Genomic DNA, 25721 nt, shown 5'->3' on the forward strand with positions numbered 1-25721 from the left:
AAACATCAAGCCAGCCCCGCCAGGCGCAGAAAATTCCCGCCCATAATGAGCGCCGCGTCGGCCGGCGGCAATCCCAGCAAGCGTATCTTGTGCAATTCCAGCCCCGGATGCAGCCAGGGGCCATCCGAGCCGAACAAGACCTTGTGCGGTCCCGCGCGGTGCACGGCCTGTTCCAGCAAGTCGTAGCGGCGCACGCCGGAACTGTCCGTGTAGATGTTCGCGTGGCGCACAAGGTGGTCGATCAGCGCCAGTTGCGCCGCCCAGTCGTCGCCGAAACTGCCCAGATGGGGCAGGATGAAGTTGACGTCGGGATACTGTTGCGCCAGCAGTTCGGCCACGGCCACCTCGCCCGCCGGGTCGTACAGCACGGGCAAGCCGAAGAAGCGGGCCGCGTCGCACACTTCGCCGCTGATGCGCGCGTCCAAGCGGTGCGCCTTGATGCCGACAAAGCCGTAGCGCTCGACGGCCGTGCGCAGCAAGTCCAGGATGCGGCCCCGGTCGCGCCGCGCATGCACGAAGGCAAAGCCGTAAAAACGCTGCGGATCGGCAGCGACCAGGCGCGCCACGCCGTGATTGGCGATCGCATAATCGGAGTGAAAGGTGGCGAACAGCACGCTGCGGGCGATGCCGGCCGCCTGGGCCCGGCGCAGATAGGCGTGCAGCGGCGCATCGCTGTCCCACGGCCCGCTCAGGCCGTCGCCTGGCCCCGCATGGCAGTGACTATCGATGACCAGCGCCATGCCCGCCTCCCTGCGCTCAGTTCCAGTCGCCCATGACGACGATGCGGTTGCCGCGCCGGCGCCAGCGCCCGCTCTCCTCGTCCTGCTGCGGCGCAGGCGAGCGGAAATGCGGCAACTGCTGGTGCATGGCCTGCGTCAGCGCGCTTTCCACGGCGCGCGGGCTGCCGTCGCCCTCGGCCGCCAGGCGCGCCGCCTGCCCCGCGATGCGCACGAAGCGGCGCGCCATGGCCAGTTCGCGGTCGCCCGGCGCCGCGCTTGCCATTTCCTGTTCCAGCGCGCTGCTGGCGGCGCGCCCCAGGGCCGAACCGAGCGCCGTGCCCACGCCCGGTATCGGTATCATCGAACCGAGGGCGCCGCCGACGAAGGGCAAGGCCGTCTTCGCCACGGCCTTCAAGGCGCCGCCCAGGGGCTGGGCCGCCTTGGCGATAGTCGAGCCCACCTTCTTGACGCCCTTCCACACGCTCTTGAAGACATTGCCGAGAAATTGCTCGAGTTCCTCCTCGCTGGACACTTCCAGCAATTCCATGGCCAGCTGCAATTCTTCCTCTTCGCCGAAGACGGCCGGCGCCGTGCCCTTGCCGGGCCAGTCCTGGCCGAACTCCAGCACCTCAAACGCGGCGCCGGCCCGCTGCCGGCACTGCGCGCATGCGCATTCGAGTTGGTGCATGATGCTCTCCTTCGCAGTAGTCTAGGTCCACATTTCACCGAGCACGGCCAGTTCCAGTTCGCGCCGCTGGTTGGTCAGCACACCGCGCTGGTGGGCAAACATGTCGTCGTGGATGCGCTGCTCGATGCGGCGCCGCTGGGCCGCCGACGACAGGGGCGCCACATACACCTGGTGCCCGCTCAGGTCCACCCCCATCATCTGGCCGCACAGCCGGTGCTGCAGCAGGCGCCGGTGCAGCTCGTCCGTCTGGCCGCTGTAGGCGCGGCGCCGCCCGCCCGCATCGAACTCGATCACATACAGGCCCGGCCCCCGGCCATTCGGGTCGCGCAAGGCATTGGCCAGCGTGCCCAGCGCCAGGTAATTGAGGGCGGCCGCTTCCGGCACGCGTCCCATGGTGCCGGCCAGGGTGGGCGGGATCTCGCCCTGCTGCTGGTCCTCGTCCGGCCCCTGGTCCGCAGCCTGGTCCTGTCCCTGATCCAGACCCTGCCCGTCGCCGAACGCCGGTTCCGGCACGGCATAGGCGGACGGATACAGGGCCGGGTAGATGGGCGCATAGCCGCCCCAGCCCCGGTAGCGCGGCGGCAGGTAGGGCAAGGGATGGGGCACGTAGCGCGGCGGCCGGCGTGCCGGATGCGCCTGGTAGCGGGGCGGCATGGGGCGGCGCGGCCCGCGCAAGGGCGGCCGCGCGCGCAGGGCGCCGCCATGGCGCGGCCCGCCCGGACGCCAGCGCTCGCCTTCCCATTCGCCCTCTTCTCCCTGCCACTCCTGCGACCACTGCTGCTCCGGGGCAGCCTCTCCCGCCACCTGCCCCGCGAAGGGCAACAGTTCAAATGTGTCGTTCATATCGCCTCCTGATGTGATGTTCGAGCAAGCCCATCGCCTGCTCCAGTTCCCCGGGCGTCTGGTCGGCCCGCAGCAAAAATGTCAATGTCCCTGCCTGTCCATCCGCCTGCGCCAGCGCCAGCACGCCCGCTTGCCGCAAGGCGTCCTGCAAGTGGCCGCAGCCTGGCAGGCGCTGCACGGGGAAGCTGCCGCCCCGGCTGGCGATGCCGGCCGCCTCCATGCCGGCGCGCCACTGCGCCACCCGGGCCGCCAGTCTGGCGCGCAGGGCGTCACCCTGCCGCGCATTGAGGACCAGGGCCCGCTGCGCCGCCGCCAGCACGGCCGCCGACGGCGGGCTGGCGTGCACGCGCGTCTGGCTGTGCGCCATGAAGCGCCGCAACAAGCCGTGGCTGCCCGCCAGCACGGCCAGCGGCACGCCAAAGCCCTTGGCCAGCGAAGCGCCGATGATCAGCGCCTCGCCTTGCAAGCCATGCAGGCGCGCCGAACCGCCCCCCTGCGCCCCCGACACACCGAGCACTTGCGTGTCGTCGAGCAGCACATGGCCGCCGCCCTGCTGCGCGATGGCAGCATAGGCGGCCAACGGCGGCGCCCTGTCGCTGCCGGGCACATAGCCATCGGCCAGGATCAGCGGGCGCCGGCCCGTCCTGTGCCTCCAGCCCGCCGCCAGGCGCCGCAGCAACGCCACCTCGCCGGATGGAAACACTTGCAGCGGCAAGCCCAGGGCCTGCGCCCGCTCGGCGCCCCAGCGCGCGATGGCGTAGCTGGCGCCGTCGGCGAGGATCACCAGCCGCTCGCCAGCAAGCATGCCGAACAGGTCCCAGAACAGGTGCAGGGTCGACGGCAACAGACAGGCCGCTTCGCAGCCTTGCAGCGCCGCCAGATCCGCTGCCAGCGCTTGCGCACCGGGCGGCTCGCGCAGCGCCGCCGGCTTGCCCAGGCTCAAGCTGTCCCACGGCGCCAGTCGGTCCGCCGGATGGCGCATGCCCAGGTAGAGGGCACTGGTAAAGTCGAGCATGCACGCGCCCCGCCCCCGTCCTAGACGCTGCGCAGCTGCTGGCTCAGGCGCTGGCGCAGCAGCACCGACGGCATGGTCGCTTCGACCACCGGGTCGCTGCTGTCGACGGACAAATCCACGCCGGTGGCGGCGCGGTACCCGTGGATGTAGCCCTGCACCTGCGGGCGCCAGAAACGCGCCCAGTTGAACGCCTGGGTGGGTTCATAGATATCGCTCCAGTTGCCATAGCGCACGGACAGCAGCAATTGCTCGCCGAAGATGGCCAGGTTGCGGAAATGCATCACGCTCGTGTCCGTCCAGCCTTGCAGTTTCTTCATGGCGTCGACGCGGTCCATCCACGGTTCCGGATACGCCACCATCACGCGCGTGGGCAAAAATTCGCGGAACTCGGGACGCGCCAGCATCCATTGCTGCATCAGCATCTCGATGCGCGCCGTCGACGGCAAGTCGCCGAACTGGTTGTGCGCGCCCTGCGACAGGATCAAATGGATTTCCTTGAGGGCGTTCAGCACGGGAAAGGCATCCGCCTTGACCGTGGTGTCGTCATCCTGCTTGTAGAAGGAGGTCAGCAGGCGCAGCAGGTGATGAAAGGCTTCCAGGAATTTCGAGCGGCTGTCGGCCGGCCGGAAATGCTGGACCGCCTTGCCGTCGAGCCGCACACCGTAATGGTGGTCGTACTCGTAGTTGCGGCGCACCACGGTGAGCCGGTGCTGTTCATCTTGCGTGTATCCCCACAGCAAGTTGTTCAGGGGGCGCAGCATGTCGATTTCCGTGTTCGACAGGGGATCGAGGCCGGCGCCGGGCGCGCGCAGGTTCTGGAAGCGCTGCGTGATGGCGTTCATGGTCTGCACCAGCATGCCTTCTTCATGCCAGTACGACCAGATCAGTTCCAGCAGGCAAGGATTGGCCAGCTTTTCCTGGATGATGCCAAAGCACAGGTCGACCTCGCCCTCCTGGCCCCGTGGGATGCTGATGGGAATGTCGGGCAGCTTGCGGCGGATCACTGCCAAATACGGCAAGGTCTGGAAGCCATCGATGTTTTCCAGGTAATCGTTGCGCAGCACCGTTTCCAGGTCGCGCCCCTGGGGTATGTCGCGCCGGTCCAGGTAGGCGTTGTCTTCGGCCGGATTGAAAGCCAGCGGCTGGTTCAGCACGCCGCAATTGACCATCACGAACGCTTCCGTCGCCACCTTCAGCACGCGGTAGGAATCGGCGTCCGAGAACGGCAGCGCGCGGCGCTGCTTGAGCTGCTGGAACATGTCGGCCTTCCTGGCGAAGCGCTCCTGCTCGAAGCCGCGCACATTGGCCAGGTCGCCGCAAAACAGGCTGTCCATGAAATGCAGATAATTCGTAAACGACATGGCCTCGGTGCTGTTGCGTATCAAGGTCCACAGCGGCAAGTCTTCCGTCGGCTCCGTTTCCGTGCGCGTCAGCGACACGCCCACATTGCCCGAGATCGGCTGCGGCTGGCGCTCTTCCGTCTCGTACTCGGCGTCCACGGCCAGCATGGCGTTCGGGCTGAGACCCTCGGGCACGGGCAAGGCGCCGCGCAGTTCGGGACGCTGCGACAGCATCATCTGCGCCGCGAAGCGGTGCATGCCGGCGCGCCGCACGGGCGTGGAAAACGCGTTCGGCGTGCCGCGCAGGGGCACCCAGGGCGAGGCGGCCAGTACCTGCACCTGGTCGCGCCCGTCGGCGCTTTGATCGCCGTCAAACGAGACGGTCGCCACGGCGCGGTCGCCCACCCTGCCGAACTGACAATCGCTGGGATGGCAGTCGGGCGTCTCAAACGCCAGCCCCACCTGCGGATTGAGCTGGGGCTTGAAGCACAGCACGGCGCTGCAGCCGGCCTGCACCGTCACGCACTGCGGCGCCGTGGCGGGGAAATTGCCGTACACCCCCACGTAGCTGCCCGGCGTCAGGTCGGCAAACACGGTGCAGCCATGGCCATCCGTCCAGCGCACGCCCACCAGCATGGCGGGATCGGCTAGCCACGTGGCGGGGTTGAAATTATGACAATCCGCATCAAGCCCCCGGTACAGGCTGACGGCGGCATTGACGACCCTGGTCCCGCTATCGTGCTCGTGGACGGTGACGGCGATGCTGCCGCCATGCTGTTTCGGACCCGCCTGGCCCGCCCCTCTGCGTTTACTACTCATCTTGCTGCTCATGTCGTTCTCCTCAATGGATAATCAAACGGGATGCCAGGGGCGGCAGCGACCTGCCAGGCTGGCGGCCATGCCGCGCGACATCGGCGCACAGCTCGGACGTGTCCAGGGTGCTGCGCAGGGCCCAGTGGGTCAGCAGCCGCCCCAGCAGCTCGCTTTCATCTTCCGGGCTCAAGGTGCCGCTGGCCCGCGCCTGGCCCAGCACGGCGAACACCAGGGTCGGCGTGGCCGCGTACATCTGCTCCGGCGCCAGGCTCCAGCTGCGGAACAGCCGCGCCAGCATGGCCGGTTGGCGCGTGTGCACGGCCATCGCCTCGGCCAGCGAGCCGCCGCGCAAGGCCGGCGGCCGGTGCTGCACCAGCAGGCCCACGAGCGCAGCCATGCTGGCCTGCAGCTGTTCCAGCAGCCGCTGCCTGGCCGGCGGCAAGCCCGTCAGCGGGTAGTAGGACAGCCACAGCTGCTCCAGACGGTTCCATTGCGGATGCGGATACAGGGCCCGCCCCATGGCGCAGCTCAGGCGCACGCGCAGCCAGGGCACCGGGTGGGGATCGTCGATATTGAGACGGAAGACAAACACGCGCGGCAGGCTGACCACGCCGATCAGGCCCAGGGTGGCGGCCACGCCCACGCGCGCCAGCGACCAGAAATCGGCCACGATCTCGGAAATCCACCGCTCCCACAGCTGCCACACGTGAACCAGGCCGCTGCCGCCGTGCTGCATGGCTTGCAGCACGGGGCGCAGGGACGCCACGAGGTCCAGCAGCGCCGCGCCCTGGTGGCCCACCTCATGCACCAGCGACGAGGCGATGCTGCTGCCTATCATGCGTTCGCGCGGCAGGCGGATGATGGCGACGGGATTGTCGCCGCCGCCCGGCAGGCGCGTGCGCGCGCGGCGGATGGCCGCGCCCGGCCCCCGGTCCAGGTAGCAGATCACGGGCGGCGCCTGGTAGACGTCGCCGGGCAGCGCCAGCGCATCGGCGGCAACAATGTCGAGGCCGGCCAGCCAGACGCCCGTCTTGTGCTCGCTGCGCTGCGTGATGACTTCGTTGAACAGGTCGAACTGCGTCAGCGCGGCGTTGAATTTCAGGCGCAGGAAGGTGAAGCGGCGCTGCGCCTCGGCGGCGGTGGCCATGCTGGCGCCATCGGCGGCTTCGCGCCGCAGCCAGTGCTGGAACTGGGCCACCATGCGCCGCAATTCGCGCCGGCCCTGCACCAGCTGGCTTTCGATGGCCGACTGGGCGCTGGGCATCAGGGCGGCCGCCAGCACCGTCGGCTCGATCAGCGCGAACGGTTCCAGCCGCGCCAGCCGCGTCAGCAGCGAGCGCGCCTCCTGCGCCAGCATCCAGGCAGCGTATGCGCCGATGGCCATGATGTCAGACGCCGTACAGGACGATCTTGTGGCCCTGGCGGGCCCAGCGGCCGCTGGAGGGGCGCATGCCGGACACCGGGCGCGCACCGGAAGGCGCCATGCCGCCCGCGCCGCTGCCGTTCTGCGTGGCCATCTGGCCGCCCGCACGGCCCAGCAAGCCGGGCGCGAACTGGCGCGCCGCCGCGCCGGCCGCCGCCTGGGCGATGGCGCGCGGGTCGCCATTGCCGCGCGCTTGCGCGGCGCGGCTGACCGTGTCGGCGGCCAGGCGCACGAACTGCCTGGCGCCTTCGAATTCGCGGTCTTCGTTCGACGACGACTCCCCTTCCAGCCCCAGCGCGCTGCCGGCCGCGGAAGCGAGGCCGCTGCCGATCTTGGCTCCCAGCGGACCGCCGAAATAGCCGCCGATGGCGCCGCCGGCCAGGGGAATCGCCTTCTTCGCCACGCCCTTGAGCACGCCACCGATGGCTTGTCCCACGGGCGACTTGATGATGCCGCCCGCCACGGAGGCGGCCTTGCGCAGGAAATTGCCGAGAAACTGCTCCAGCTCGGCTTCGTTGCTGACCGACAGCAGTTCATTGGCCAGTTCCATCTCCTCGGCCTCGGAAAACATGGCGTTCGAGCCGCCCTCGCCGCTCCACTCGCCCTGGCCGAACTCGAACTGTTCCGCTTCAAAACCCGACATTTCCTGTCCGTATTCCAGGGTCGTACGATCTATGTCATGCATGATGAGCTCCTGTAAGTTAACACCTCGGTTGACACTACCGTGCCGGCCACCCTGGCCGCCCGGCTAACAATCGAGCACGACGATGTGCCCGCCCTCGCGGCGCCAGCGGCCACCGTCCTGCCTGCCTCCCGGCGGGTGCGTCGCATGCCTGAGCAAGCCGGGCGCCAAGGTGCGCGCCGTCTGCAGCAGGGCCGCTTCCGCCCGCGCCGCGGCCGACCCGCGCGCGGCGCCGTCCTGCGCCAGCTGCGTGTTGACGGCATCGATCAGATGCACGACATGGCGCGCCAGTTCGAATTCCTTGTCTTCCGGGCTCAGTCCCTCCAGTTCCATGCCGAAGATGCGCGCGGCGCGCTGCTTGAGCGCCTGCGCCGAGCCGCCATGCAGGGGCAGCATCGGCGCCAGCGCCTGAGCCAGCAGCCGGCGCAGCGGCCTTTCCAGCGGCGTGCCGCGCAACTGGCGTCCCGCCACGGTGGCGTCCAGTTGGCGGGCCAGGAAGGCGTCGAAGCCCTGCGGCCCCTGCACTTCCAGCAGCTGCGCCGCCAGGACCAGCTCATCCTCGTGCTGCAGGGGCAAGCTGCCGGCGGCAGCGGGCAATTCCATTTCGGGACGATAGGCAAGCAGACGGCTGGTCATGGCAGGCTCCGGCAAAGACGGCACTGTGGCCCATGCCCCCCTGACGCAAGGGCTATGCCAGCCATTTTCACGGGCACGGCGGCCAGGCGGCGCGAACGGCGTTTCGCCGATGGCGTAAAAGCCGGCGTTTCCGGCGAAGCGGGTTTCGTTGTCAAGATGAGCTTTTCGGCAAGCTTAATTTGCGGGAATCATTACGTCGCCTATCCGCCACAATGGCCACGTCCGCCAGAAAATATTTTCCATTTTCAAAGAAATAAGTTCGATCTACCTCGCCGAAACAAGCGCCAACACGCCGCCAAAACACGCCAAATGAAAACGTGGTCAGCACGTAAATAGTTAATTGGAAACAGGTTTTTGAGAGGCAAGCTCTACAATTAGCGGGCTAAATTTTGATTGCACGAGAGAAACTAATGAACCACCCAACTTTGCGCCGCTTGTTGGCCACGACACTACTGAGCCTGCTTGCCGCCTGCGGCGGAGGCGGCAGCGGCAGCCAGACCGGCGCCGTGCAGCAACCGGACGTGTCGGTGCCGCCACCGCCCCTGACCACCCCACCCGCCGCGCAGGCTGTCACCTTCACGCCCCAGCAAGCATCGCGCTTCCTGGGCCGGGCCACGTTCGGCCCCAATATGGCGGCCATCGATGCGCTGGCCGCCAGCGACAGCGATGCCTGGTTCAAGGCCCAGTTTTCCAAGCCGCAAACCTTGCACCGCGCGTATATCGACAAACTGCTGGCGGCCGAAGCGGCCGGAGGTGAAAAGCTGACGTCGCGGGGCTTTGACGAATCGTTCTGGCAGCAAAGCATGCGCGGCGAGGACCAGTTGCGTCAACGCATCGCCTTTGCCCTTTCGGAAATCTTTGTCATTTCCATGCAAAACGACGCCATCCAGCCACGCGTGCGTGGCGTGGCCGCCTATTACGACATGCTGGGACAGCACGCTTTCGGCAACTTCCGCAATCTGCTCAATGACGTGGCCCTGCATCCGATGATGGGCTTGTACCTGTCGCACATGCGCAACCAGAAAGAAACGGCGACACGTGCACCGGACGAAAATTTCGCGCGCGAAGTGATGCAGCTGTTTACCATCGGCCTGTACCAGCTCAATGCGGATGGCAGCCTGAAGCTGGCTGCAGGCCAGCCCATCGCTACCTATACGCGCGACGATGTGGTCGGGCTAGCCCGCGTGTTTACCGGCTGGAGCTGGGCGGGTCCCGATTTGAGCAACAACCGCTTCATCGGCAACGTCGCCGATCCCGACCGCGACTGGAAACCGATGCAGAACTACCCTGCGTTTCATTCCAGCGGAGAGAAGCGTTTTCTGGGACAAAGCATATCTGGCGCCACCAGCGGCGAGGCGGACTTGAAACTGGCGCTCGATACCCTGTTCAACCATCCGAACGCGGGGCCATTCTTTGCCCGCCAACTGATCCAGCGCCTGGTCAGCAGCAATCCCAGCCCCGCTTATGTGGGCCGGGTCGCCGCCGCCTTTGCCAACAATGGCAATGGCGTGCGCGGGGATATGCAAGCCATCATCCGCGCCGTGCTGCTCGACCAGGAAGCGCTGGCCCCCGCCGGGACGAGTTTGCGCACTGGCAAGCTGCGCGAACCACTGCTGCGCCTGGCTGGCTGGATACGCGCCTTCGACGCCAAGGCGCCCAACGCGCGCTACCGTATCTACTATCTCGATGACCCATTGACCGGGCTGGGCCAGGGTCCCTTGAATCCCGCGTCCGTGTTCAACTTCTTCCGCCCTTCTTACATGCCGCCCAACTCCGCGCTGGACAGCGCGGGCCTGGTGGCGCCGGAGCTGCAGATCACCTCTGAGCCCTCAGTCACCGGCTACCTGAATTACATGCAGGACGTGCTCGACAGGGGCGTGGGCGAATCCCGCGAAATCAAGCCCGACTACACGCGCGAACTGGCGCTGGCCGCCGACACGGGCGCCCTGCTCGACCGCATCGATCTGCTGCTGATGCACGGCAGCATGCCCGCCAGGCTGCGCGGACAAATCCTGACCGCCGTCAATGGCATCAGCATCCCCGCGGCCACGGGCAGCAATGCTGCCCAGGTGGCGGCAGCGCAGGCCAACCGCGTCAAGCTGGCCATCTTCCTGACCATGGCCTCGCCGGCCTATCTGGTGCAAAAATAAGAGCGATCACATGCAAAACTTTCCCTTTTCCCGCCGCCGCTTCCTCGGCTCCATGCTGAGCCTGGCCGGCACCACGGCCGCGCCGTTCGCCATGAACCTGGCCGCCATGGGCAACGCCGCCGCGCAATCGGCCGGCGACTACAAGGCCATGGTGTGCCTGTTCATGGCAGGCGGCAACGACGCCTTCAACACGGTGCTGGCCACCGATCCCACGTCATGGAATGAATACACGCGCCTGCGCAACACGGGCGCCGCCGATTCCATCCATCTGCCCGGCGTGGGCGAGACGGGCGGCGTCTTGCCCATCGTGCCCGCCACTGCGCAAACGGGCCGCGCCTTCGCCCTGCATCCCCAGCTGGCGCCCCTGAAAGACCTGTTCGACAATGGCCGCGCCGCCGTCGTGGCCAATGTGGGCACCCTGATACAGCCGACCACCCTGGCGCAGTACAAGGCCGGCAGCGTGGCCTTGCCACCCAAGCTGTTTTCGCACAACGACCAGCAATCGACGTGGCAATCGGGTTCGCCGGAAGGAGCCAGCACGGGCTGGGGCGGGCGCATCAGCGACGTGGCCGGCGCGGGCAATACGAATGCCATGTTCACGGCCATTTCCGCCGCGGGCAACACCATCTTCCTCAGCGGACGCCAGGTCCGCCAGTTCCAGGTGGGCCAGTCGGGCGCCGTGCCGATCCGAAGCCTGAGCGGCAGCCTGTATGGCAGCACGGGCGGCGCGGGCGCATTGCAGGCCATCATCAACGATGCAGGCAGCGACCTGATCGAACAGGAACATGTTGCCGTCGTGCAGCGCGCCATCACCAGCCAGGGCATCCTCAGCGGCGCCATGCTGGCCGCCGGCGCGGGCGGCGTGCCCAATCCGCCGCCCTACGTCAATCCGAACACGGGCGCCTCCGGCGTCAACCCGCTGGCCGTGCAACTGCAAACGGTGGCGCGCATCATCGGCGGGCGCGGCGCGCTGGGCGCGAAACGGCAAGTGTTTTATGTGACCCTGGGCAGCTTCGACACGCATGACAGGCAAAAAGTACTGCATGGCGACCTGATGGCCCGCCTGGCCCATGCGCTCGCGTATTTCGACAGTACCCTTGCCTCTTTGCAAGGGGCCGACCTGCGGCGCCAGGTGACGACGTTTACGGCCTCGGACTTCGGCCGTACCTTCAGCAGCAACGGCGACGGCACGGATCACGGCTGGGGCGCGCACCACTTCGTCGTGGGCGGCGCCGTGAAGGGCCGCGACATCTACGGCGCCTTCCCCACGACGGGACTGGGCCATGAGCTGGACGTGGGTTCCGGCGCCCTGCTGCCGACCACCTCCGTCGACCAGTACGGCGCCACCCTGGCGAAATGGTTCGGCGTGGCCGACAGCCAGCTGGCCGAGGTGTTCCCGAATATCGGCAACTTCAGCCGGCGCGACCTGGGTTTCATGACAGCAACTTAACCGTTCACGGCGATCGTCAGGGTGGCGAGGTAGCCGTCCGTGGCATTGCCCGTCACCGCGGCCATCTGCAGGCTGGTGCCGTCGCCGAAGACATTGTCGGTGGCATAGCTGATCTGCGCCAGCTTGCGCACGCTGGCCGTGTAGCCGCTGGCCGCATACGCCTCGTTCAACGTTGCCATCGGAAACGTGAATTGCGAGGTCTTGAGGCGGTTCGCGGCACTGGCCGCCTCGGCCAGGCTGGGATAGACCTCCAAATGCACGTGCGGCATGCGCCCCGCGTAGCAGCCGGGAAAGATGGTCGTGAAGCGCAGCTTGCCGGTACCGTCCGTTTCCTGCACGCCGCGCAGGTAACTCTGCGCCGTCACGCCGCTCGAGTACAGCGAATACAGGCCGTCGCGGTCGCAATGCCATAGATACACGGCGTAGCCGGCCAGACTGGCGCAGCCGCCGCTGGCATTGATCAATTGCAACTCGATGGTCAAGGGCACGCCCGCCGCCACGCCCGTGGCGCCGTTGAAACTGGCGCGGATATCGCTGCGCACGACACCCGACTGGTTCAGCACGTTGATGATGCTGCCGCCATGCGTATTCGTGCCGTCGGCCGGATACGGTCCGCCCGTTTCGTCCGGTATCACCGCGCAGGCGCCCGTGGCGGGCGAGGCCGTGCCGGCGGACATGCCGCCGCCTGCCGTGCCGCCGGGGTCCGTGCCGCCGCAGCCGGCCAGGGGCAAGCCGGCGGCGCCCGCCAGCAGCCAGCGCAAGACCTGGCGCCGTTCCGCCGCCTGTTGCCGCATCATTTCGAGGTCGGATGCCAGACCGAAGTCATGTAAGTCCATACATATTCCATCAAATGAGGCAAGCCCGCCAGGGCCCGGCTCAGGCCAGCGCACAGGCACAGGGCCTGCATGGCCCGCTCCGCGAGCGCTTTCCTGACGGCAATGGCAAGCCTGCGTTCCATGCTTCAAGCCCTTGTATTGACCAGGTTGCCGCTGGCGGACAGGCCGCCGCCCGCGTTCGCCGCGCCGAGACTGCCCGACAGCGCCTGCAGGAAGCTGCTCAGCTTGGCATTGCTGTCGCCGCTGGTGCCGGCGCTGCCGCCCAGCGCGCCGAGCAGGCTGGCAAAGCTCGATTGCAAGTCCGTCACGCCGCTGTCCGCGCTGTCGCTGCTGCCGCTGCCGGAGGCGGACAGCTTTTGCAGCAAGCTTTGCAGATCCGACTCGATGTTGCCGGGGCCGCCGCCGCGCATGCCGCCGGGCGGCGCCCCCGCAGGCGCTGCGCCGCCTGGCTCCTGCCCGCCAGCCTTGCCGCCCCCTTGCGCATGCAGACTGCCCATCAGCTGGTGCAGGAAGGCCCCCAGGGCCTGGCCCGCGTCGCTGCTGCTGGCGCTTTCAGACGCGGCCGCATCGCTGCCGCCATCGCTGGCGTCCACCGACACGCCGATCGACGACAGGGCGCTGGAAATGGCGTCAAGAAAAGCGCCGTCGTCCGCTTGGTGCGGCCGCGTGCCGCCCACCTTGCTGCTGGCCTCGGCACTGCCGCTGCCGCAGACGCGATTGAAAGCGCTCAGCTGGCTGACGGCGCTGCTGGAACTCAAGGCATTGATGCTCATGGCTTTTTCCTCTGATATATCTCAAGTCGGGGTGGTGATTCAACGTGGCGCGCGCGGCTGGCCTGCATGCTCGGCGCGGCGCTGCTCCACCTGCTGGCGCTGCTCCGGCGTCAACAGGGCCAGCAATTGCTGCTCCAGGCGCGCCTGCAGCAGGCTGATCTGCGCCATGGCTTGCCCTGCCGTGTTCGCCAAAGCACCGGCCCTGGCGTCGTCGTAGGTGCTGGAGGCGGCCAGCTGGCGCAGCTGCTCATGGGCCTTGAAGGCGATCTTTTGCTGTTCCCGCAGCAGGGGCGCCTGGGCATGGGTGGCGGCAAAGACCTTGTCCTGCTGCGCTTCGCTCAACGCGATGCCGTGCAGGAAGGGCGGCAAGCCCTGCGCGCCGCCGGGGCCAGGGCCAAGGGCGGGCGGCGGGCCATCGTTGCCGCGCGCCGGCCCGGCGCCGTGTGCGGGCACCGGCTGGGCCAGGGCCACCAGCGGCATGCTGCAGGCCGACAGCAACAGCAGGGATACGGCAATAGTCAGGTATTTCATGGGGCGTTCCTTTCGTGGCAGTCAGGCCCGATTGTCGGCGCCTGCCATGTAAAGCAACGTTAGGGCCGCGTAAAAGCGTGTAAAGGATGGTCAGCAGATGTGTTGCCGGCACGATGTAAAAGCGGGTAAAAACGGCCTGAACAACCCCGTTTGACTGCTATCATCGGGCGATATTCACCGAAAAAAGCGCAGGCATGAGCAAGGTATTGTTAATCGACGACGATGTGGAACTGGTGGGCATGTTCCAGGAGTACCTGACGCAGGAAGGTTTTGACGCGAAAGCCGTGCATGACGGCGAACGCGGCGCGGCCGAGGCGCTGACGGGCCTGTACGCCATCGCCGTCCTCGACGTCATGATGCCGCGCATGAATGGCCTGGAAACCCTGCGCCGCATCCGCGCCGGCAGCAACCTGCCCATCCTGATGCTGACGGCGCGCGGCGACGACACGGATCGCATTGTCGGCCTGGAGCTGGGCGCCGACGATTACGTGACCAAGCCGTGCACGCCGCGCGAGCTGACGGCGCGCATCCGCGCCATCCTGCGCCGCGCGCAGGCGGCGCCGCACGATGCCTCGGGCCTGGCGCCGCTGGCCGTGGGCCAGCTGACGATGTGGCCGGAACAGCGGCGCGCCGCCTGGGCCGGCGCGCACCTGGAGCTGACGAGCACGGAATTCAACCTGCTGGAAGTGCTGGTGCGCCATGCCGGCAAGCCCGTGAGCAAGAATCAATTGTCGGAACTGGGCCTGGGGCGGCCCATGGCCCGCTTCGACCGCAATATCGACGTGCACCTGAGCAGCCTGCGGCGCAAGCTGGGTAGCCTGGCCGATGGCCGTTCCTGCCTGCAGACCGTGTACCGTCTCGGCTACCAGCTGATCAAGGAGTAAGCGTGGGCCGGCTGTTCTGGAAATTTTTTCTGTGCATCATGCTGGCGCAAGTGACAGCCACCATCGGCATCGGCGGCACGTTCTGGCTGAAAAACCGGGCGGCCCAGCAGGAGCGGGCCCTCGACATCGACACCAGTCCGCCCGCGCAAATGATCATCGAAGCGGCCAGCGCCACCCTGGAAGCGGGCGGCAGCCAGGCCTTGCGGCAATTCCTGGGCAAGCTGGAGCGCATGCGCGTGTTTGCCGTCGATGCGCAAGGTCACGAGTTGATGGGCCGCAAGGTCCACCCCGCCATGCTGGACAAGGCGCGTGCCATGCTGGTGGAGCAAAGCCAGCCCCATCCCGTCGTGCGCACGGTCGCCGGCAGCGACGGCCAGCGCTATCTGCTGTTCCTGCCCTCCTCCGAGCGCTTCCGCAATGCCGAGGCGGGCGCCGCGCGCGACACCCTCAACGCCGTCACCCTCAGCGGCCCGCGCGCCATGGGACCCGGAGCACGGCCGAAGGAAACGGGCGTAGCGCCGCCTCGCGGCGAATTCGGCCGCGGCATGCCGCCCGGCCCGCGCATGGACAGTCCCTACCGCACCTTCATTCCCCTGGGCGCCGCCATCGCCGCCAGCCTGCTGTTCGCCTTTTTGCTGGCCTGGTACTTTGCGCGCCCCATCCGCGACCTGCGCCAGGCCTTCGAGGCGGCCTCGCACGGCGACCTGGCGCCCCGCTTTCACGCCAGCGGCAAGCGCGGCGATGAATTGACGGACCTGGGCCGCGATTTCGACCGCATGACGGGGCGCTTGCGCCATCTCATGGATAGCCAGACCCGTTTGCTGCATGATGTGTCGCACGAACTGCGCTCGCCGCTGGCGCGCCTGCAGGCCGCCATCGGCCTGGCCCACCAGCAGCCCGAGAAGATGGACGCCTCGCTGGAACGCATCGAACGCGAAAGCGAACGCATGGACAAGCTGATCGGCGAGCTGCTGACCCTGTCCCGGCTGGAAGCGGGGGCCGCCTCGCCCCTCAGCGAAGACGTCGGCATCGCGGACCTGCTGCACGACATCATGGAAGACGCCCGCTACGAAGCGAAGGCGCGCCAGCAGGATATCGCCATGGCCGGCGATGCGGCCATCGCCGACGCCGCCGTCACGGGCCGGCCGGAACTGCTGGCGCGCGCCGTGGAAAACGTCGTGCGCAATGCGCTCAAGCACAGCCCAGACGGCGGCACGGTGGAAGTGGACTTGTCGCGCTTGCACGACGGCAAGCAGGAATGGGTGCGCATCGCCGTGCTGGACCGGGGGCCAGGCGTGGCCACGGCCGACCTGGCCCGCATTTTCGAACCGTTCTTCCGCGCCAGCCATACGCAGCACAGCACGGATGGCCACGGCCTGGGCCTGGCCATCGCCCGCCACGTGATCGGCGCCCATGGCGGCAGCATCGCCGCGAGCCGGCGCGAAGGCGGAGGACTGTGCGTGACCATGCTGCTGCCCGTGAAAACGCCAGGCTGACCTTCCGGCGAGCCTGGCGCGCTAAGTAACCCCCAATAAATTATTGTGTTTTCTGACTTCCAAAAGCGGCGCTGTGCGGTGTTGCCCGCAGCTAGCAGTGCTCGCACTGCGCCGCTGCAGGCGCCTTGCACAGCATCCTGTTCTGTTCGTCATAAATTCACAATATTTCCCCGAGGATTACTTAGTGCCCAAGTCCCTGTCAGGCCTGGGTATCGATGATGCTGCCCAAGGTGGACGAGCCGGGCCTGGCCGGACCCGTCGCCGTATCGGCGCTGCCGGCCGTCTGAGAATCTTGCTGCGCCGCCTGCTGCGCCGCTGCCGCCTGTAACTGGGCAATCTGCGCCTGCAAGGCCTGGATTTGCTGCGCCAGCTGCTGCTGCAGCTTTTGCGATGCCTCCGTCTGCTCGCCCTTCTGCGACTCCGTCAACTGCTTTTGCGCCGCCGTGATCTGCTTTTGCAGCGCCGCGATCTGCGCATTGCTGCCTGAACTGCTGCCGCTGGCCGCGCTGACCGCGCTGCCGGAACCGATTGCCGCTACCATATTGCCTCCCTGATCATTCAATACCTTATTATCGGCGCGCGAGGTACACAATGCAGGGCGGCAAGTGTAAAGGCGGGTAAAGACGCCGCGCGCGCCATCCGCTTGCACGCCAGCAAGAAAAACTGGCACACTGGCGCTTCCTGCCTGGACCACGATGCACGATGAAAACACCCCTGCTGCCCGCCCTGCCCGACCTCGTCCTGCGCCAGCGCTGCGGCGTCATCGAGTTTCCCGTCCACCACATGCGTGGCGGCACTTCCACGGGCCTGGTGCTGCATGCGGCGGCCGTGCCGCCCGACCCGACCCTGCGTGTGGAATTGCTGCGCCACCTGATGGGCGTGCCCCAGTCCGGCCGGCTGCCCGGCAACCGGCAGATCACGGGCCTGGGACGGGGCGCGCCCACCAGCAACAAGGTCTGCCTCGCCGAGGTGGAACAGCATGCGGGCCAGCCGCGCCTCGTCAGCACCCTGGCGCAGCTGGCGGGAGAGCATGGCGATATCGACTGGAGCGTGAACTGCGGCAATATGTCGTCCGCCCTGCAATTGTGGGGACTCGACAGCGGCGTGATCGAGGCGCTGGCCATCGGCGCGCACGCCATCGATATCCGCAACACGAACACGGGCGTCATCACCACCTCGCGCATGGCGCGCGAACCGGACGGCAGCTTTGCGGCCGCCGCCATCCCCGGCGTGCCGGGCAGCTTTCCCCGCGTGGACCTGTTCCTGCAGCAGCCCGCAGGCGCCAAGACAGGCAAATTATTGCCAACAGGAAATGTACAAGATGTGGTGCATGGCTATGCGGTCTCTTGCGTGGACGTGGCCGTGCCCATGGTCATCGCGCCAGCGAGCCAGTTCGGCAAGACGGCGCACGAGTCCATCGCGGAACTGGAAGCGGACACGGCTTTCATGCAGGCGATCCGCCAGGTGTGGAGCGCGGCGGGACTGCTGATGGGCTTGCGCAAGCGCAATGGCGGGTTGATGACCCTGGAAGAGCTGGAACGCAGCGAAACCCTCCCCAAGTTCTGCATCGTGGGGCCTGCAGCGGGAGAGGGAAATATTGCTGTGCGTTACTTTACGCCGCAGGCGGGCCACGCTTCGCTGGCCGTCTCGGGCGGCTGCTGCCTGGCGGCAGCTTGTTTGATACCGGGCACGGTGGCGCATGGGCTGGCGCGCAGCGTGCCGCCTGTCGGGCAACAATATGGGGAAATTGAACTGGGCATAGCAAACCCGGCCGGCATCCTGGCCACCACCATCGTGGCGCGCCAGGCGGGAGACGCCATCGCCATCGACAGCGCGGCCTACCGGCGCAGCGCGCAAATCTTGCTGCGCGGCCATGTTCCCCTGTACCAGCCGTCAACCGCGCTGAAGGCGTGGCTGCTGAAACAATTTTAGGGCAGGACTGGCACCCTGCCCTTGCAGATCATCAGGTTTTTGGCAGGGTCACGCCCACCTGGCCTTGGTATTTGCCGCCGCGGTCCTTGTACGACGTTTCGCACACTTCATCGGACTCGAAGAACAGCACTTGCGCCACGCCTTCGTTGGCGTAGATTTTCGCCGGCAACGGTGTCGTATTCGAAAACTCCAGGGTCACATAGCCTTCCCATTCCGGTTCGAACGGGGTGACGTTGACGATGATGCCGCAGCGGGCATAGGTGCTCTTGCCCAGGCAAATCGTCAAGACGTTGCGGGGAATGCGGAAATACTCAACCGTGCGGGCCAGCGCGAACGAGTTCGGCGGGATGATGCAATAGCCCTTGCCCGACACATCGACGAAGTTATTCGCGTCAAAATCCTTGGGGTCGACGATGGTGGTGTTGATGTTGGTAAACAGCTTGAACTCGTCGGCGCAGCGGATGTCATAGCCATAGCTGGAGGTGCCGTAGGAAACGATGCGGTTGCCGTCGCGTTCCTTGACCTGGCCCGGTTCGAACGGCTCGATCATGCCCGTTGTTTCCGCCATGCGGCGTATCCATTTATCGCTTTTAATCGTCATCGCAGGGGTATCTTTCTAGAATATCGAATGGCGGGGGCGGCGCGCCAGGTGCAGGCGCGGCCCGAATGGCAGGATTTTACGCGAAAAACCGCCACTTTTGGCCCTTGCCCGCTGAAAATCCTTGCCAGTCGGCTAGTGTTTAGCCAACAGCGCGGTGATCATCTCGCGCACCACTTGTGCCGTCAGTTCCGGGTTTTCCATGGGAAACAGATGCCCGCCCGGCACCTGGCGGAAAAACTTGCCGACCAGCTTGCGCGTGGCCGTCAAGCCCGCCTGGCGGCATTCCACCGACTCCGTACCGCCGATAAAACCGATGGGCACGGGAAAGCCATCCTTGACGAGGCTGCCGATGTGGTGCGGCAGGCTGCGGTAGACATCCGTTTCCACTTCGCGCGTAAAACGCAGCTGCACCCCTTCCGGATGGGGCGCCAGGCCGCTGTCGATGTAGTCGCGCAAGACCTGCGGCGCCCAGATGGCGAACATGTCCTTGGCCGCGAAGTGTTCATAGGCCGCCTGCGCGTCGGGCCACAGCTTGCGCCGCCGGGCGGAAAAACGGGCGGGAGAGTAACGCTCGCCCAGCGCCGTGTTGCGCGCCAGGCGCACCAGCAAGGCGCGCCAGCCCGCCACCACGGGCGAATCGAGCAGGACGACGCAGCGCACCAGGTCGGGCCGCTGCTTGGCCACCATCACGCTGAGCATGCCGCCCAGCGAATGGCCGACAAGGATCACGGGCGCGCTGTAGCGGCGCTCCAGGTCATCGATATACTCGCGCACCAGCTCGGGCCAGCCCGTGCTGACGGGGTAATCGGGATCGTGCGCATGCATGTCGAGCGCCTGCACATGGTAGTGCTGGCCCAGCAAGCCGAACAGCTTGCGGTAGGTGCCGGCAGGATAACTGTTGGCGTGGGCGAAGTGCAGCTGCGGGAGGGTCATCGTGGGGCCGTGCCGGTGAATGCGATAAACAATTGTAATGGCACACCGGCAAGACGTATCAGAGGAAGGCCTCTAATTGTCCCTGCGAGCGCGCCATGCCGGGCACGAACGAAGCCAGTACCTCGCCCAGCTCGGCGTTGGAATCGACCACGCAAAAAGCGCCATCGAACGCATGGTCGCGGTTCATGTGGTTGCGCACGATGATGCATTCCAGTCCCGCCGCATTCGCGGCGCGCAAGCCGCGCGGCGAGTCTTCCACGGCCACGCAATCGGCGGCGGCCAGGCCCAGGCGCTGCAAGCCCAGCTGGTAGCCATCCGGCGCCGGTTTGCTCTCGCCATACATTTCGCGCGTCAGCACGAAGTCGAAGTGGCCGAGCAAGCCCGTGGCTGCATGGCTGATGTCAAAGTGTTGCGCATACGCACTGGTGACCACGCCCATGGCCACATGCGGGCGCAGCGCCGCCAGCACCTGCCTGACGCCGGGGATGGCCAGCTGGCGCGCCTGGCGCAGGCGTTGCGCAAACAGCACGGTGCGCTCGGCCCGCAGGCGCTCGACCAGTTCGATGCTGTGCCCCTGCCCCAGCAACAGATGCCAGGCGCCGTAGTTATTGTCCAGGAACCAGTCAAAAAATTGCTTAGGAGTCAATTCTATGCCGTAGGGCAAGAGCAAGTCGCGGTTCGCTTCATAAAACAGCTGTTCGGTATCGACCAGCACGCCATCGTTGTCCCACAGTACGCCCCGGATGGTTTTCATGGCTAGCTTAGGCCCGAGTCATTACTTGAAGAAGATGTCGTAGGACAACTTCACGATCAGCAGCACCAGCAGCACGAGGAAGAGGATGCGCACGAAGGCGGCGCCGCGGCGCACGGCGATCCAGGTGCCCGTCAGGGCGCCCAGGATGTTGCACACGGCCATGGGCGCCGCCACGGCATACACGACGTGGCCGGCGGGAATGAAGAAGGCCAGCGCGGCCACGTTCGTGGCGATATTCACCAGTTTCGAGCAGGCCGAGGCGAGGATGAAATCGAAGCCGAAGACGCGGATGAACAGGAAAATCAGAAAGCTGCCCGTGCCCGGCCCGAACAGGCCGTCATAGAAGCCGATGGCGCCGCCGATGACGATGGCCAGAATGCGTTCGCGCGGGCCGATGGGGCGCGCTTCGCGCGTCGTGCCGAAATCCTTCTTGATGAAGGTGTAAATCGCCATGATGATGATCAACACCAGCACCATGGGGCGCACTACCTGCTGCGGCACGTAGGACACGGCGGCCGCGCCGATGAAGGACATGACGAAGGCGCTGGCCACGGCGGGCAGCACCAGCAGCCAGGGGATATGCACCTTGCCGACAAACGAGCGGGCGGCAAACGTGGTGCCGCAGGCGGACGCCAGCTTGTTCGTGCCCAGCAAGGAGGTCGAGGCCATGTTCGGCATCAGGTTGAACAGGGCCGGCAGCTGTATCAGCCCGCCCCCGCCCACTGCGGCATCGATGAGGCCGGCAAAGAAGGCAAATAAACACAGCAGCGAGATGGTCAGCATGATAGGCAATATGGAATGGACGACAGCGGCAGTATAGGCGTCGGACACTTTTTCGGATGCAACTTCATATTGCGGAAAACGCAATCAGGCGTAACGCTTGACGGAATGCGCCCCATGCGGTCTACTGGCCTCTTTTGCCGGGAGTCACGCGATGTCGATGAAACTGATGTGGGAAATCCGCGCCTTTTGCACCGTGGTGGAAAAGCGCAGCTTCATCCACGCGGCGCGCATGCTGGGACGCTCGCCGTCGGCCGTCACGCGCGCCATCCAGTTCCTCGAAGAAGCCATCGGCGCCGAGCTGATCCTGCGCACGCAAAAACAGTTCACCCTGACGACGGCCGGCGAAACCTATTACGCGTCGGCCCGGCATTTGCTGGAAACGCAGGCCGAGGCGGAAGAGCAGTTGGCCGAGCTGAGCAATTCGCCGCAAGGCTGGGTGCGCATCTCGGCGCCGGAAATCCTGTCGCTGGGCTTCCTGCCGAAAGTGGTGGCGCAATTTTCGCGCGACTACCCGAACGTATCGGTGGACATCCACTTCTCGGACAAATCCATCGACCCCATCCAGGAAAAGCTCGACTTTGCCATCCGCGGCGCCTTTCCCCAGTCCAGCGAGCTGATCGGCTATCCCCTGTGGAACTACCGCCGCTACATGTACGCCTCGCCCGAGTATATAGAACGCATGGGTGCGCCGGACGAACCGGAAGAGCTGGCCGGCCACGACATCATCATGCACTCGGCCCCCCGCATCCTGCGCGACTGGCATTTCGTCTCCGGCGAACGCAACGTGCGCTACCAGGTGCAGCCCCGCTTCCGCTTCACTTCCGGCATCGCGACCTTCCAGGCGGCCCTGGAAGGGGCCGGCATCGTGCGCCTGGCCAGCTGGCTGGCGGAGCCGGCCGTGGCGGCAGGCACCTTGCGCCGGGTCTGCACGTCGTACCGGCTGACGTCGTCAAAAGAGCTGGACCCCAGCATCCATGCCGTCTACGGCACGTCGAGGATGGCCAAGGGGGCAAGGCTGTTTCTGGAATACGTGCGGCAGCGGGGGCTGGAGATACCGGACGAGCGGGCCGATGCGGCGCACACCGGCTTAAACAGATAGCCATCGAGGCGCGGCCGTCGCAGCCGGATGCCAGCTTAACTGCGTGGCGACAGCCTGCGGAGCAGCCATGGAACGGCGAAAACAAGAAAGAGGAAAAAACCGAAGAAATAAAGGCCGAAAGCCCTCATGACAAAAAATCCGGCATCCCCGTCATCCATGAACTTATTTATTATTTTTTGCATTATGAAACTGTAAATGGCGTACATCACTCCCCATTTAACAAGGAATTTAAACGTGGCCAGGCGACGACGCTGATACATTTCCACAGAATGGCTGGCATTGAGTTGATAGCCAAGATAGCAGGCAAGCAAAAACAGGCCGATATTGAGGCTATACAAATTGAATAACATCTTGAGTTCATCGCTTTCTGGCCCGCTGCCGTTGACATGGTACGACACGCTATAGCCATACACTAAGCTCAAGCAGAAAACCGTCAGGAACAGGAACCGGAAAGGCTTGGACATGAGACAAAATCCGCCAATTACCACAAAAAAGCCAAGCGCAAAAAACATACAAACCCCTCAGTTGATTCTATTTCCCTGCATTGCATCCACATGAGTTTCACCGAATGCAACCGCCATCGCTAGCCCGCTTGGCGGCATTGTCCCGATACGTATCCACGAGCCATAAAGCTTTGCATACACCGGCACGAAGTATAAATAAATTAACCAAAAGAAATATCACACAATGTCACCGGTGCTTTAAAAAAGCAATTTCAGCGTCAAGCGGGCAAGCACTGGCGCAATGAGTCATGCACGAAGCGCTGTACAGGCCGGCGGCATGCACGCCATCACTAGCGACCATGCCAATACCGCGGCCGGCTGGCCCGATACTGCGTTATCTCAATACGCTCCCCAAACGCCATCACCACCGCCCCTTCCACATCCGTACGCAGCCGCGCAATGCCCATGTCGCCATAGCGCGCATACACTTGCGGCTTCGGATGCTTGTAGCGGTTGCGGTGCCCTACCTGGAAGATCGCCAGGCCGGGATGCACGGCGGTCAGGAATGCCGGTGTGGAAGAAGTGCCGCTGCCGTGGTGCGGCGCCAGCAGCACGTCGGCCGCCAGCTCGCCCTCGGCCGAGCGCGCGAGCAGCTGCGCTTCCTGCGCCGCTTCGATGTCGCCGGCCAGCAAGATGGCATGCTTGCCGGCCGTGATCTTCACGGTGCAGCTGCGGGCGTTCGGCGTCAAGCTGATGTCCGTATGGCTGGCGGGCAGCGGGTGCAGCATGGCGAAATGCACGCCTTCCCAGGTCCAGCGTTGACCGGCCACGCAATGCAGATACGGACGCCCGGCTTGCCGCCGGGCCTGGACGGCCGGGTGGCCATCGAACAGCGACGAGGCCAGCCAGCCCACTTGCACGTTCTCCAGCAGCGAAATGGCGCCGCCCGCGTGATCGAGGTCGCTGTGCGAGATGATCACGCCGTCGAGCTTGCCGATGCCGCGCGCCCGCAGATACGGCACGATGACCCGGCTGGCGCCGTCGGCATCGAGGCTGTAGGCCGGTCCCGTGTCGTACAGCAGGCGGTGATCGTGGGTTTCCACCAGCACGGCCATGCCTTGTCCCACATCAAAGGCCGTGATCCACATCTGGCCCGGCGGCGGGCTGGACGGCAAGGCCGTCAGCAGGGGCAGCCAGCCCAGCACGCCCGCCCAGCGCTGCGGCCATCCGCGTGGTGCCAGCAGCCATGCCGTGCCGAACAATGCCCAGCAAAAACTCCACATCGGGGGCGCGGGCGCCGTCCACACGGCGAAGCGGCGCGCGCCGAGCCAGTCCAGCACCTGCGCCAGCATCTGCACGATGGTGTGTGCCAGCAGCAACAGCCAGTCGCACAGGGGCGCCGGCAGCAGGCTGCCGACTAGCGACAAAGGAGTTACCACAAGGCTGATGACGGGTATGGCCAGCGCATTGGCGACGGGCGACACGAGCGAGACTTGCGAAAACAACAGCATCGTCAACGGTACCAGCCCCACCGTCACCACATACTGCGTATGCGCACCGAGCGCCATGGCCGCGCGCAAGCGCCGCCAGCGGCTGGCGTTCTCCGGCAACGCTGCCGCCGTGCGGCCCGCCGTCGCGTACAAAATGGTGGCGACGGCGCCGAACGACAGCCAGAAACCGGGCCACAGCACGGCCCACGGATCAAGCAGCACGACCGCGCCCAGCGCCAGGCACAGGATATGGTCCATGCTGGTGATGCGTCCCAGCCACAAGGCCAGCGCCACCACCAGCAGCATGTACAAGGTGCGCTGCGCGGGCACGCCGAAGCCGGCCAGCAGCACGTACAGGAACGCCGCCAGCGCGCCGGCCAGCGCCGCCACCTTTTGCGCCGGCAGCAGCAAGGGCAGTTGCCGGTCCGTAAAGAACGAGCGCCGCCACAGCGCGCCCGCGCCCAGGGCGAACAGCCCCGCAATCATGGTGATGTGCAGGCCGGAAATCGAAATCAAATGGCTCACGCCCGTGCGGTTGAACACTTGCCAGTCCGACTGGGGGATGGCGCGCTGGTCGCCCACCACCAGCGCCACGATCACGCCCGCATACTGTTTACCTTCCAGGCTGCGCAGTATGCGCGCACGCAGGGCCGCGCGGCTCGCTTCCACCACATTGCCGAAAGCGGGCACGAAGGCGGCCAGGCGCACGTTGGGCGTATCGGCGCGCGGCTGCGGCCGCACATAGCCCGTGGCGCGCACGCCCTGCTCCAGCAGCCACGCCTCGTAATCGAAGCCCATGGGATTCGCGTTGCCGTGCGGACGCTGCAGGCGCACCGTCAGCCGCCAGCGCTCGCCTGGCTGCACGTCGCCCACCTCGTTCGTCACTTCGTCACGAAACCCCGCGTACCAGGACAGGGCGATCAGGGGAGGCACCTTTGCCCCAAACGCTTTTTCCACGGCAAAATTGAAGCGCACGCCCTGCTCGAAGCGGTACGGCAGGCTGGCGATGGTGCCCGTGACGGTGATGTCCCGCCCCTCGTCGGCTGGCGCCAGCTGCGGCGCAAGCGCGGCCTGGGCCAGCCAGGCGGCCCAATAAAAGCCCAGTCCCACGCCGGCGGCAGGCGCAAGCACGCAGCGCCAGCGCGCGTGACGGCGCAACAGCCACGCCACCAGCAGCGCAGCGCCCGCGACCACCCACAGCAGCGCGCCCGCATGCGGCGGCAGGCTGGCCTGCGTCTGCAGCCAGGCGGCGCCGGCGGCAAAGCCGAGTATCAGGGTACGCATGGGAGCGTGATGATCGCCTAGTGCGAAGATAGGTATTACACTATAGAGCCTGGGCGCAAGGCCGGGCTGCTTTCCTGCCCTCCATCTGATCCCGCGCAACAGGCTATCCAGCAGGCTACTTGA

General features: G+C 66.1%; 25 protein-coding genes. 7 read left to right on the forward strand and 18 right to left on the reverse strand.

Features of this window, described 5'->3' with window-relative positions:
- Positions 1 to 5 precede the first annotated feature (5 nt).
- From BXA07_RS23795 to BXA07_RS23835, 8 genes are all read right to left on the reverse strand, one after another.
- Positions 6 to 740: an amidohydrolase family protein gene (locus BXA07_RS23795; protein ID WP_244556387.1), complete on the reverse strand. Its 735-nt coding sequence runs from the start codon at positions 738 to 740 to the stop codon at positions 6 to 8.
- 16 nt (positions 741 to 756) lie between these two features.
- A complete protein-coding gene (locus tag BXA07_RS23800) occupies positions 757 to 1407 on the reverse strand; it encodes a hypothetical protein (RefSeq protein WP_076571526.1) in 651 nt (216 codons plus the stop codon).
- Between the two features lie 21 nt (positions 1408 to 1428).
- Positions 1429 to 2250, reverse strand: a complete 822-nt coding sequence (locus tag BXA07_RS23805) for a hypothetical protein (RefSeq protein ID WP_076571528.1) — start codon at positions 2248 to 2250, stop codon at positions 1429 to 1431.
- The gene (locus tag BXA07_RS23810) at positions 2234 to 3265 is read right to left on the reverse strand and encodes an aminotransferase class I/II-fold pyridoxal phosphate-dependent enzyme (protein ID WP_076571529.1); all 1032 of its coding nucleotides are present in this window, start codon (positions 3263 to 3265) and stop codon (positions 2234 to 2236) included. Before BXA07_RS23810 ends, BXA07_RS23805 begins: the two co-directional genes overlap by 17 nt.
- Positions 3266 to 3285: 20 nt before the next feature.
- Positions 3286 to 5436 (reverse strand): 8-amino-7-oxononanoate synthase, encoded by a 2151-nt coding sequence (locus tag BXA07_RS23815; RefSeq protein ID WP_139335731.1) that lies wholly within the window; start codon positions 5434 to 5436, stop codon positions 3286 to 3288.
- A 10-nt stretch (positions 5437 to 5446) separates the two neighbouring features.
- A complete protein-coding gene (locus BXA07_RS23825) occupies positions 5447 to 6802 on the reverse strand; it encodes a hypothetical protein (RefSeq protein WP_076571535.1) in 1356 nt (451 codons plus the stop codon).
- 4 nt (positions 6803 to 6806) lie between these two features.
- The gene (locus BXA07_RS23830) at positions 6807 to 7526 is read right to left on the reverse strand and encodes a hypothetical protein (RefSeq protein ID WP_076571536.1); all 720 of its coding nucleotides are present in this window, start codon (positions 7524 to 7526) and stop codon (positions 6807 to 6809) included.
- 63 nt (positions 7527 to 7589) lie between these two features.
- Complete coding sequence (locus BXA07_RS23835) at positions 7590 to 8159, reverse strand: hypothetical protein (RefSeq protein ID WP_076571538.1); 570 nt, start codon at positions 8157 to 8159, stop codon at positions 7590 to 7592.
- Positions 8160 to 8213: 54 nt separating this feature from the next.
- Between BXA07_RS23835 and BXA07_RS30395 the strand changes: the two genes are divergently transcribed.
- The 3 genes from BXA07_RS30395 to BXA07_RS23845 all read left to right on the forward strand — a co-directional run bounded on the left by BXA07_RS30395 (position 8214) and on the right by BXA07_RS23845 (position 11759).
- On the forward strand, positions 8214 to 8495 hold the full coding sequence (locus tag BXA07_RS30395) for a hypothetical protein (protein WP_139335732.1): 282 nt from the start codon (positions 8214 to 8216) through the stop codon (positions 8493 to 8495).
- A gap of 74 nt (positions 8496 to 8569) precedes the next feature.
- Positions 8570 to 10309 carry a DUF1800 domain-containing protein gene (locus tag BXA07_RS23840; protein ID WP_076571539.1) on the forward strand — a complete coding sequence of 580 codons (1740 nt, stop codon included), beginning with the start codon at positions 8570 to 8572 and terminating at the stop codon, positions 10307 to 10309.
- 10 nt (positions 10310 to 10319) lie between these two features.
- Positions 10320 to 11759, forward strand: coding sequence for a DUF1501 domain-containing protein (locus BXA07_RS23845; RefSeq protein ID WP_076571541.1), 1440 nt, complete (start codon positions 10320 to 10322; stop codon positions 11757 to 11759).
- Here BXA07_RS23845 and BXA07_RS23850 read toward each other — a convergent pair.
- From BXA07_RS23850 to BXA07_RS23860, 3 genes are all read right to left on the reverse strand, one after another.
- Positions 11756 to 12595, reverse strand: coding sequence for a dioxygenase family protein (locus BXA07_RS23850; protein WP_076571542.1), 840 nt, complete (start codon positions 12593 to 12595; stop codon positions 11756 to 11758). The two genes, BXA07_RS23845 and BXA07_RS23850, sit on opposite strands and share 4 nt — an antisense overlap.
- A gap of 125 nt (positions 12596 to 12720) precedes the next feature.
- Positions 12721 to 13368, reverse strand: a complete 648-nt coding sequence (locus tag BXA07_RS23855; protein ID WP_076571544.1) for a hypothetical protein — start codon at positions 13366 to 13368, stop codon at positions 12721 to 12723.
- A gap of 39 nt (positions 13369 to 13407) precedes the next feature.
- Positions 13408 to 13899 (reverse strand): Spy/CpxP family protein refolding chaperone, encoded by a 492-nt coding sequence (locus BXA07_RS23860; RefSeq protein WP_076571545.1) that lies wholly within the window; start codon positions 13897 to 13899, stop codon positions 13408 to 13410.
- Between the two features lie 194 nt (positions 13900 to 14093).
- Between BXA07_RS23860 and BXA07_RS23865 the strand changes: the two genes are divergently transcribed.
- Positions 14094 to 14783 (forward strand): response regulator transcription factor, encoded by a 690-nt coding sequence (locus BXA07_RS23865; protein WP_076571547.1) that lies wholly within the window; start codon positions 14094 to 14096, stop codon positions 14781 to 14783.
- A 2-nt stretch (positions 14784 to 14785) separates the two neighbouring features.
- Complete coding sequence (locus BXA07_RS23870) at positions 14786 to 16279, forward strand: sensor histidine kinase (protein WP_076571548.1); 1494 nt, start codon at positions 14786 to 14788, stop codon at positions 16277 to 16279.
- A gap of 199 nt (positions 16280 to 16478) precedes the next feature.
- Here the strand turns inward: BXA07_RS23870 and BXA07_RS23875 are convergent, their stop codons facing one another.
- Positions 16479 to 16820 carry a FlxA-like family protein gene (locus tag BXA07_RS23875; RefSeq protein ID WP_076571550.1) on the reverse strand — a complete coding sequence of 114 codons (342 nt, stop codon included), beginning with the start codon at positions 16818 to 16820 and terminating at the stop codon, positions 16479 to 16481.
- A gap of 161 nt (positions 16821 to 16981) precedes the next feature.
- Here BXA07_RS23875 and BXA07_RS23880 point away from each other — a divergent pair, with 161 nt between their 5' ends.
- Positions 16982 to 18211: a PrpF domain-containing protein gene (locus BXA07_RS23880; RefSeq protein ID WP_076571552.1), complete on the forward strand. Its 1230-nt coding sequence runs from the start codon at positions 16982 to 16984 to the stop codon at positions 18209 to 18211.
- A gap of 31 nt (positions 18212 to 18242) precedes the next feature.
- Here BXA07_RS23880 and dcd read toward each other — a convergent pair whose 3' ends face one another.
- From dcd to BXA07_RS23900, 4 genes are all read right to left on the reverse strand, one after another.
- Positions 18243 to 18812 carry a dCTP deaminase gene (dcd, locus tag BXA07_RS23885; RefSeq protein ID WP_034755486.1) on the reverse strand — a complete coding sequence of 190 codons (570 nt, stop codon included), beginning with the start codon at positions 18810 to 18812 and terminating at the stop codon, positions 18243 to 18245.
- Between the two features lie 132 nt (positions 18813 to 18944).
- The gene (locus BXA07_RS23890) at positions 18945 to 19745 is read right to left on the reverse strand and encodes an alpha/beta fold hydrolase (RefSeq protein ID WP_083708498.1); all 801 of its coding nucleotides are present in this window, start codon (positions 19743 to 19745) and stop codon (positions 18945 to 18947) included.
- 58 nt (positions 19746 to 19803) lie between these two features.
- Positions 19804 to 20499 (reverse strand): HAD family hydrolase, encoded by a 696-nt coding sequence (locus BXA07_RS23895; RefSeq protein ID WP_076571555.1) that lies wholly within the window; start codon positions 20497 to 20499, stop codon positions 19804 to 19806.
- Between the two features lie 21 nt (positions 20500 to 20520).
- The gene (locus tag BXA07_RS23900; RefSeq protein WP_034756294.1) at positions 20521 to 21282 is read right to left on the reverse strand and encodes a sulfite exporter TauE/SafE family protein; all 762 of its coding nucleotides are present in this window, start codon (positions 21280 to 21282) and stop codon (positions 20521 to 20523) included.
- A gap of 151 nt (positions 21283 to 21433) precedes the next feature.
- On the opposite strand from BXA07_RS23900, the gene BXA07_RS23905 reads away from it, so the two are divergent.
- Entirely contained in the window at positions 21434 to 22381 is a 948-nt protein-coding gene (locus tag BXA07_RS23905; protein WP_076571556.1) for a LysR family transcriptional regulator, read from the forward strand.
- Positions 22382 to 22416: 35 nt separating this feature from the next.
- Here the strand turns inward: BXA07_RS23905 and BXA07_RS23910 are convergent, their stop codons facing one another.
- On the reverse strand, positions 22417 to 22845 hold the full coding sequence (locus BXA07_RS23910; RefSeq protein ID WP_139335733.1) for a hypothetical protein: 429 nt from the start codon (positions 22843 to 22845) through the stop codon (positions 22417 to 22419).
- Between the two features lie 329 nt (positions 22846 to 23174).
- A complete protein-coding gene (locus BXA07_RS23915) occupies positions 23175 to 25598 on the reverse strand; it encodes a DNA internalization-related competence protein ComEC/Rec2 (protein WP_076571558.1) in 2424 nt (807 codons plus the stop codon).
- Positions 25599 to 25721: the final 123 nt, after the last annotated feature.

The sequence above is a fragment of the Janthinobacterium sp. TND4EL3 genome, assembly GCF_900156175.1.
Classification (GTDB): domain Bacteria; phylum Pseudomonadota; class Gammaproteobacteria; order Burkholderiales; family Burkholderiaceae_D; genus Janthinobacterium.

Excerpts from the sequence above, each read along its gene's own strand:
- BXA07_RS23795 (WP_244556387.1), bottom strand. The coding sequence starts at position 740 with ATGGCGCTGGTCATCGATAGTCACTGCCATGCGGGGCCAGGCGACGGC.
- BXA07_RS23800 (WP_076571526.1), bottom strand. The coding sequence starts at position 1,407 with ATGCACCAACTCGAATGCGCATGCGCGCAGTGCCGGCAGCGGGCCGGC.
- BXA07_RS23805 (WP_076571528.1), bottom strand. The coding sequence starts at position 2,250 with ATGAACGACACATTTGAACTGTTGCCCTTCGCGGGGCAGGTGGCGGGA.
- BXA07_RS23810 (WP_076571529.1), bottom strand. The coding sequence starts at position 3,265 with ATGCTCGACTTTACCAGTGCCCTCTACCTGGGCATGCGCCATCCGGCG.
- BXA07_RS23815 (WP_139335731.1), bottom strand. The coding sequence starts at position 5,436 with ATGAGCAGCAAGATGAGTAGTAAACGCAGAGGGGCGGGCCAGGCGGGT.
- BXA07_RS23825 (WP_076571535.1), bottom strand. The coding sequence starts at position 6,802 with ATGGCCATCGGCGCATACGCTGCCTGGATGCTGGCGCAGGAGGCGCGC.
- BXA07_RS23830 (WP_076571536.1), bottom strand. The coding sequence starts at position 7,526 with ATGCATGACATAGATCGTACGACCCTGGAATACGGACAGGAAATGTCG.
- BXA07_RS23835 (WP_076571538.1), bottom strand. The coding sequence starts at position 8,159 with ATGACCAGCCGTCTGCTTGCCTATCGTCCCGAAATGGAATTGCCCGCT.
- BXA07_RS30395 (WP_139335732.1), top strand. The coding sequence starts at position 8,214 with ATGCCAGCCATTTTCACGGGCACGGCGGCCAGGCGGCGCGAACGGCGT.
- BXA07_RS23840 (WP_076571539.1), top strand. The coding sequence starts at position 8,570 with ATGAACCACCCAACTTTGCGCCGCTTGTTGGCCACGACACTACTGAGC.
- BXA07_RS23845 (WP_076571541.1), top strand. The coding sequence starts at position 10,320 with ATGCAAAACTTTCCCTTTTCCCGCCGCCGCTTCCTCGGCTCCATGCTG.
- BXA07_RS23850 (WP_076571542.1), bottom strand. The coding sequence starts at position 12,595 with ATGGACTTACATGACTTCGGTCTGGCATCCGACCTCGAAATGATGCGG.
- BXA07_RS23855 (WP_076571544.1), bottom strand. The coding sequence starts at position 13,368 with ATGAGCATCAATGCCTTGAGTTCCAGCAGCGCCGTCAGCCAGCTGAGC.
- BXA07_RS23860 (WP_076571545.1), bottom strand. The coding sequence starts at position 13,899 with ATGAAATACCTGACTATTGCCGTATCCCTGCTGTTGCTGTCGGCCTGC.
- BXA07_RS23865 (WP_076571547.1), top strand. The coding sequence starts at position 14,094 with ATGAGCAAGGTATTGTTAATCGACGACGATGTGGAACTGGTGGGCATG.
- BXA07_RS23875 (WP_076571550.1), bottom strand. The coding sequence starts at position 16,820 with ATGGTAGCGGCAATCGGTTCCGGCAGCGCGGTCAGCGCGGCCAGCGGC.
- BXA07_RS23880 (WP_076571552.1), top strand. The coding sequence starts at position 16,982 with ATGAAAACACCCCTGCTGCCCGCCCTGCCCGACCTCGTCCTGCGCCAG.
- dcd (WP_034755486.1), bottom strand. The coding sequence starts at position 18,812 with ATGACGATTAAAAGCGATAAATGGATACGCCGCATGGCGGAAACAACG.
- BXA07_RS23890 (WP_083708498.1), bottom strand. The coding sequence starts at position 19,745 with ATGACCCTCCCGCAGCTGCACTTCGCCCACGCCAACAGTTATCCTGCC.
- BXA07_RS23895 (WP_076571555.1), bottom strand. The coding sequence starts at position 20,499 with ATGAAAACCATCCGGGGCGTACTGTGGGACAACGATGGCGTGCTGGTC.
- BXA07_RS23900 (WP_034756294.1), bottom strand. The coding sequence starts at position 21,282 with ATGCTGACCATCTCGCTGCTGTGTTTATTTGCCTTCTTTGCCGGCCTC.
- BXA07_RS23905 (WP_076571556.1), top strand. The coding sequence starts at position 21,434 with ATGTCGATGAAACTGATGTGGGAAATCCGCGCCTTTTGCACCGTGGTG.
- BXA07_RS23910 (WP_139335733.1), bottom strand. The coding sequence starts at position 22,845 with ATGTCCAAGCCTTTCCGGTTCCTGTTCCTGACGGTTTTCTGCTTGAGC.
- BXA07_RS23915 (WP_076571558.1), bottom strand. The coding sequence starts at position 25,598 with ATGCGTACCCTGATACTCGGCTTTGCCGCCGGCGCCGCCTGGCTGCAG.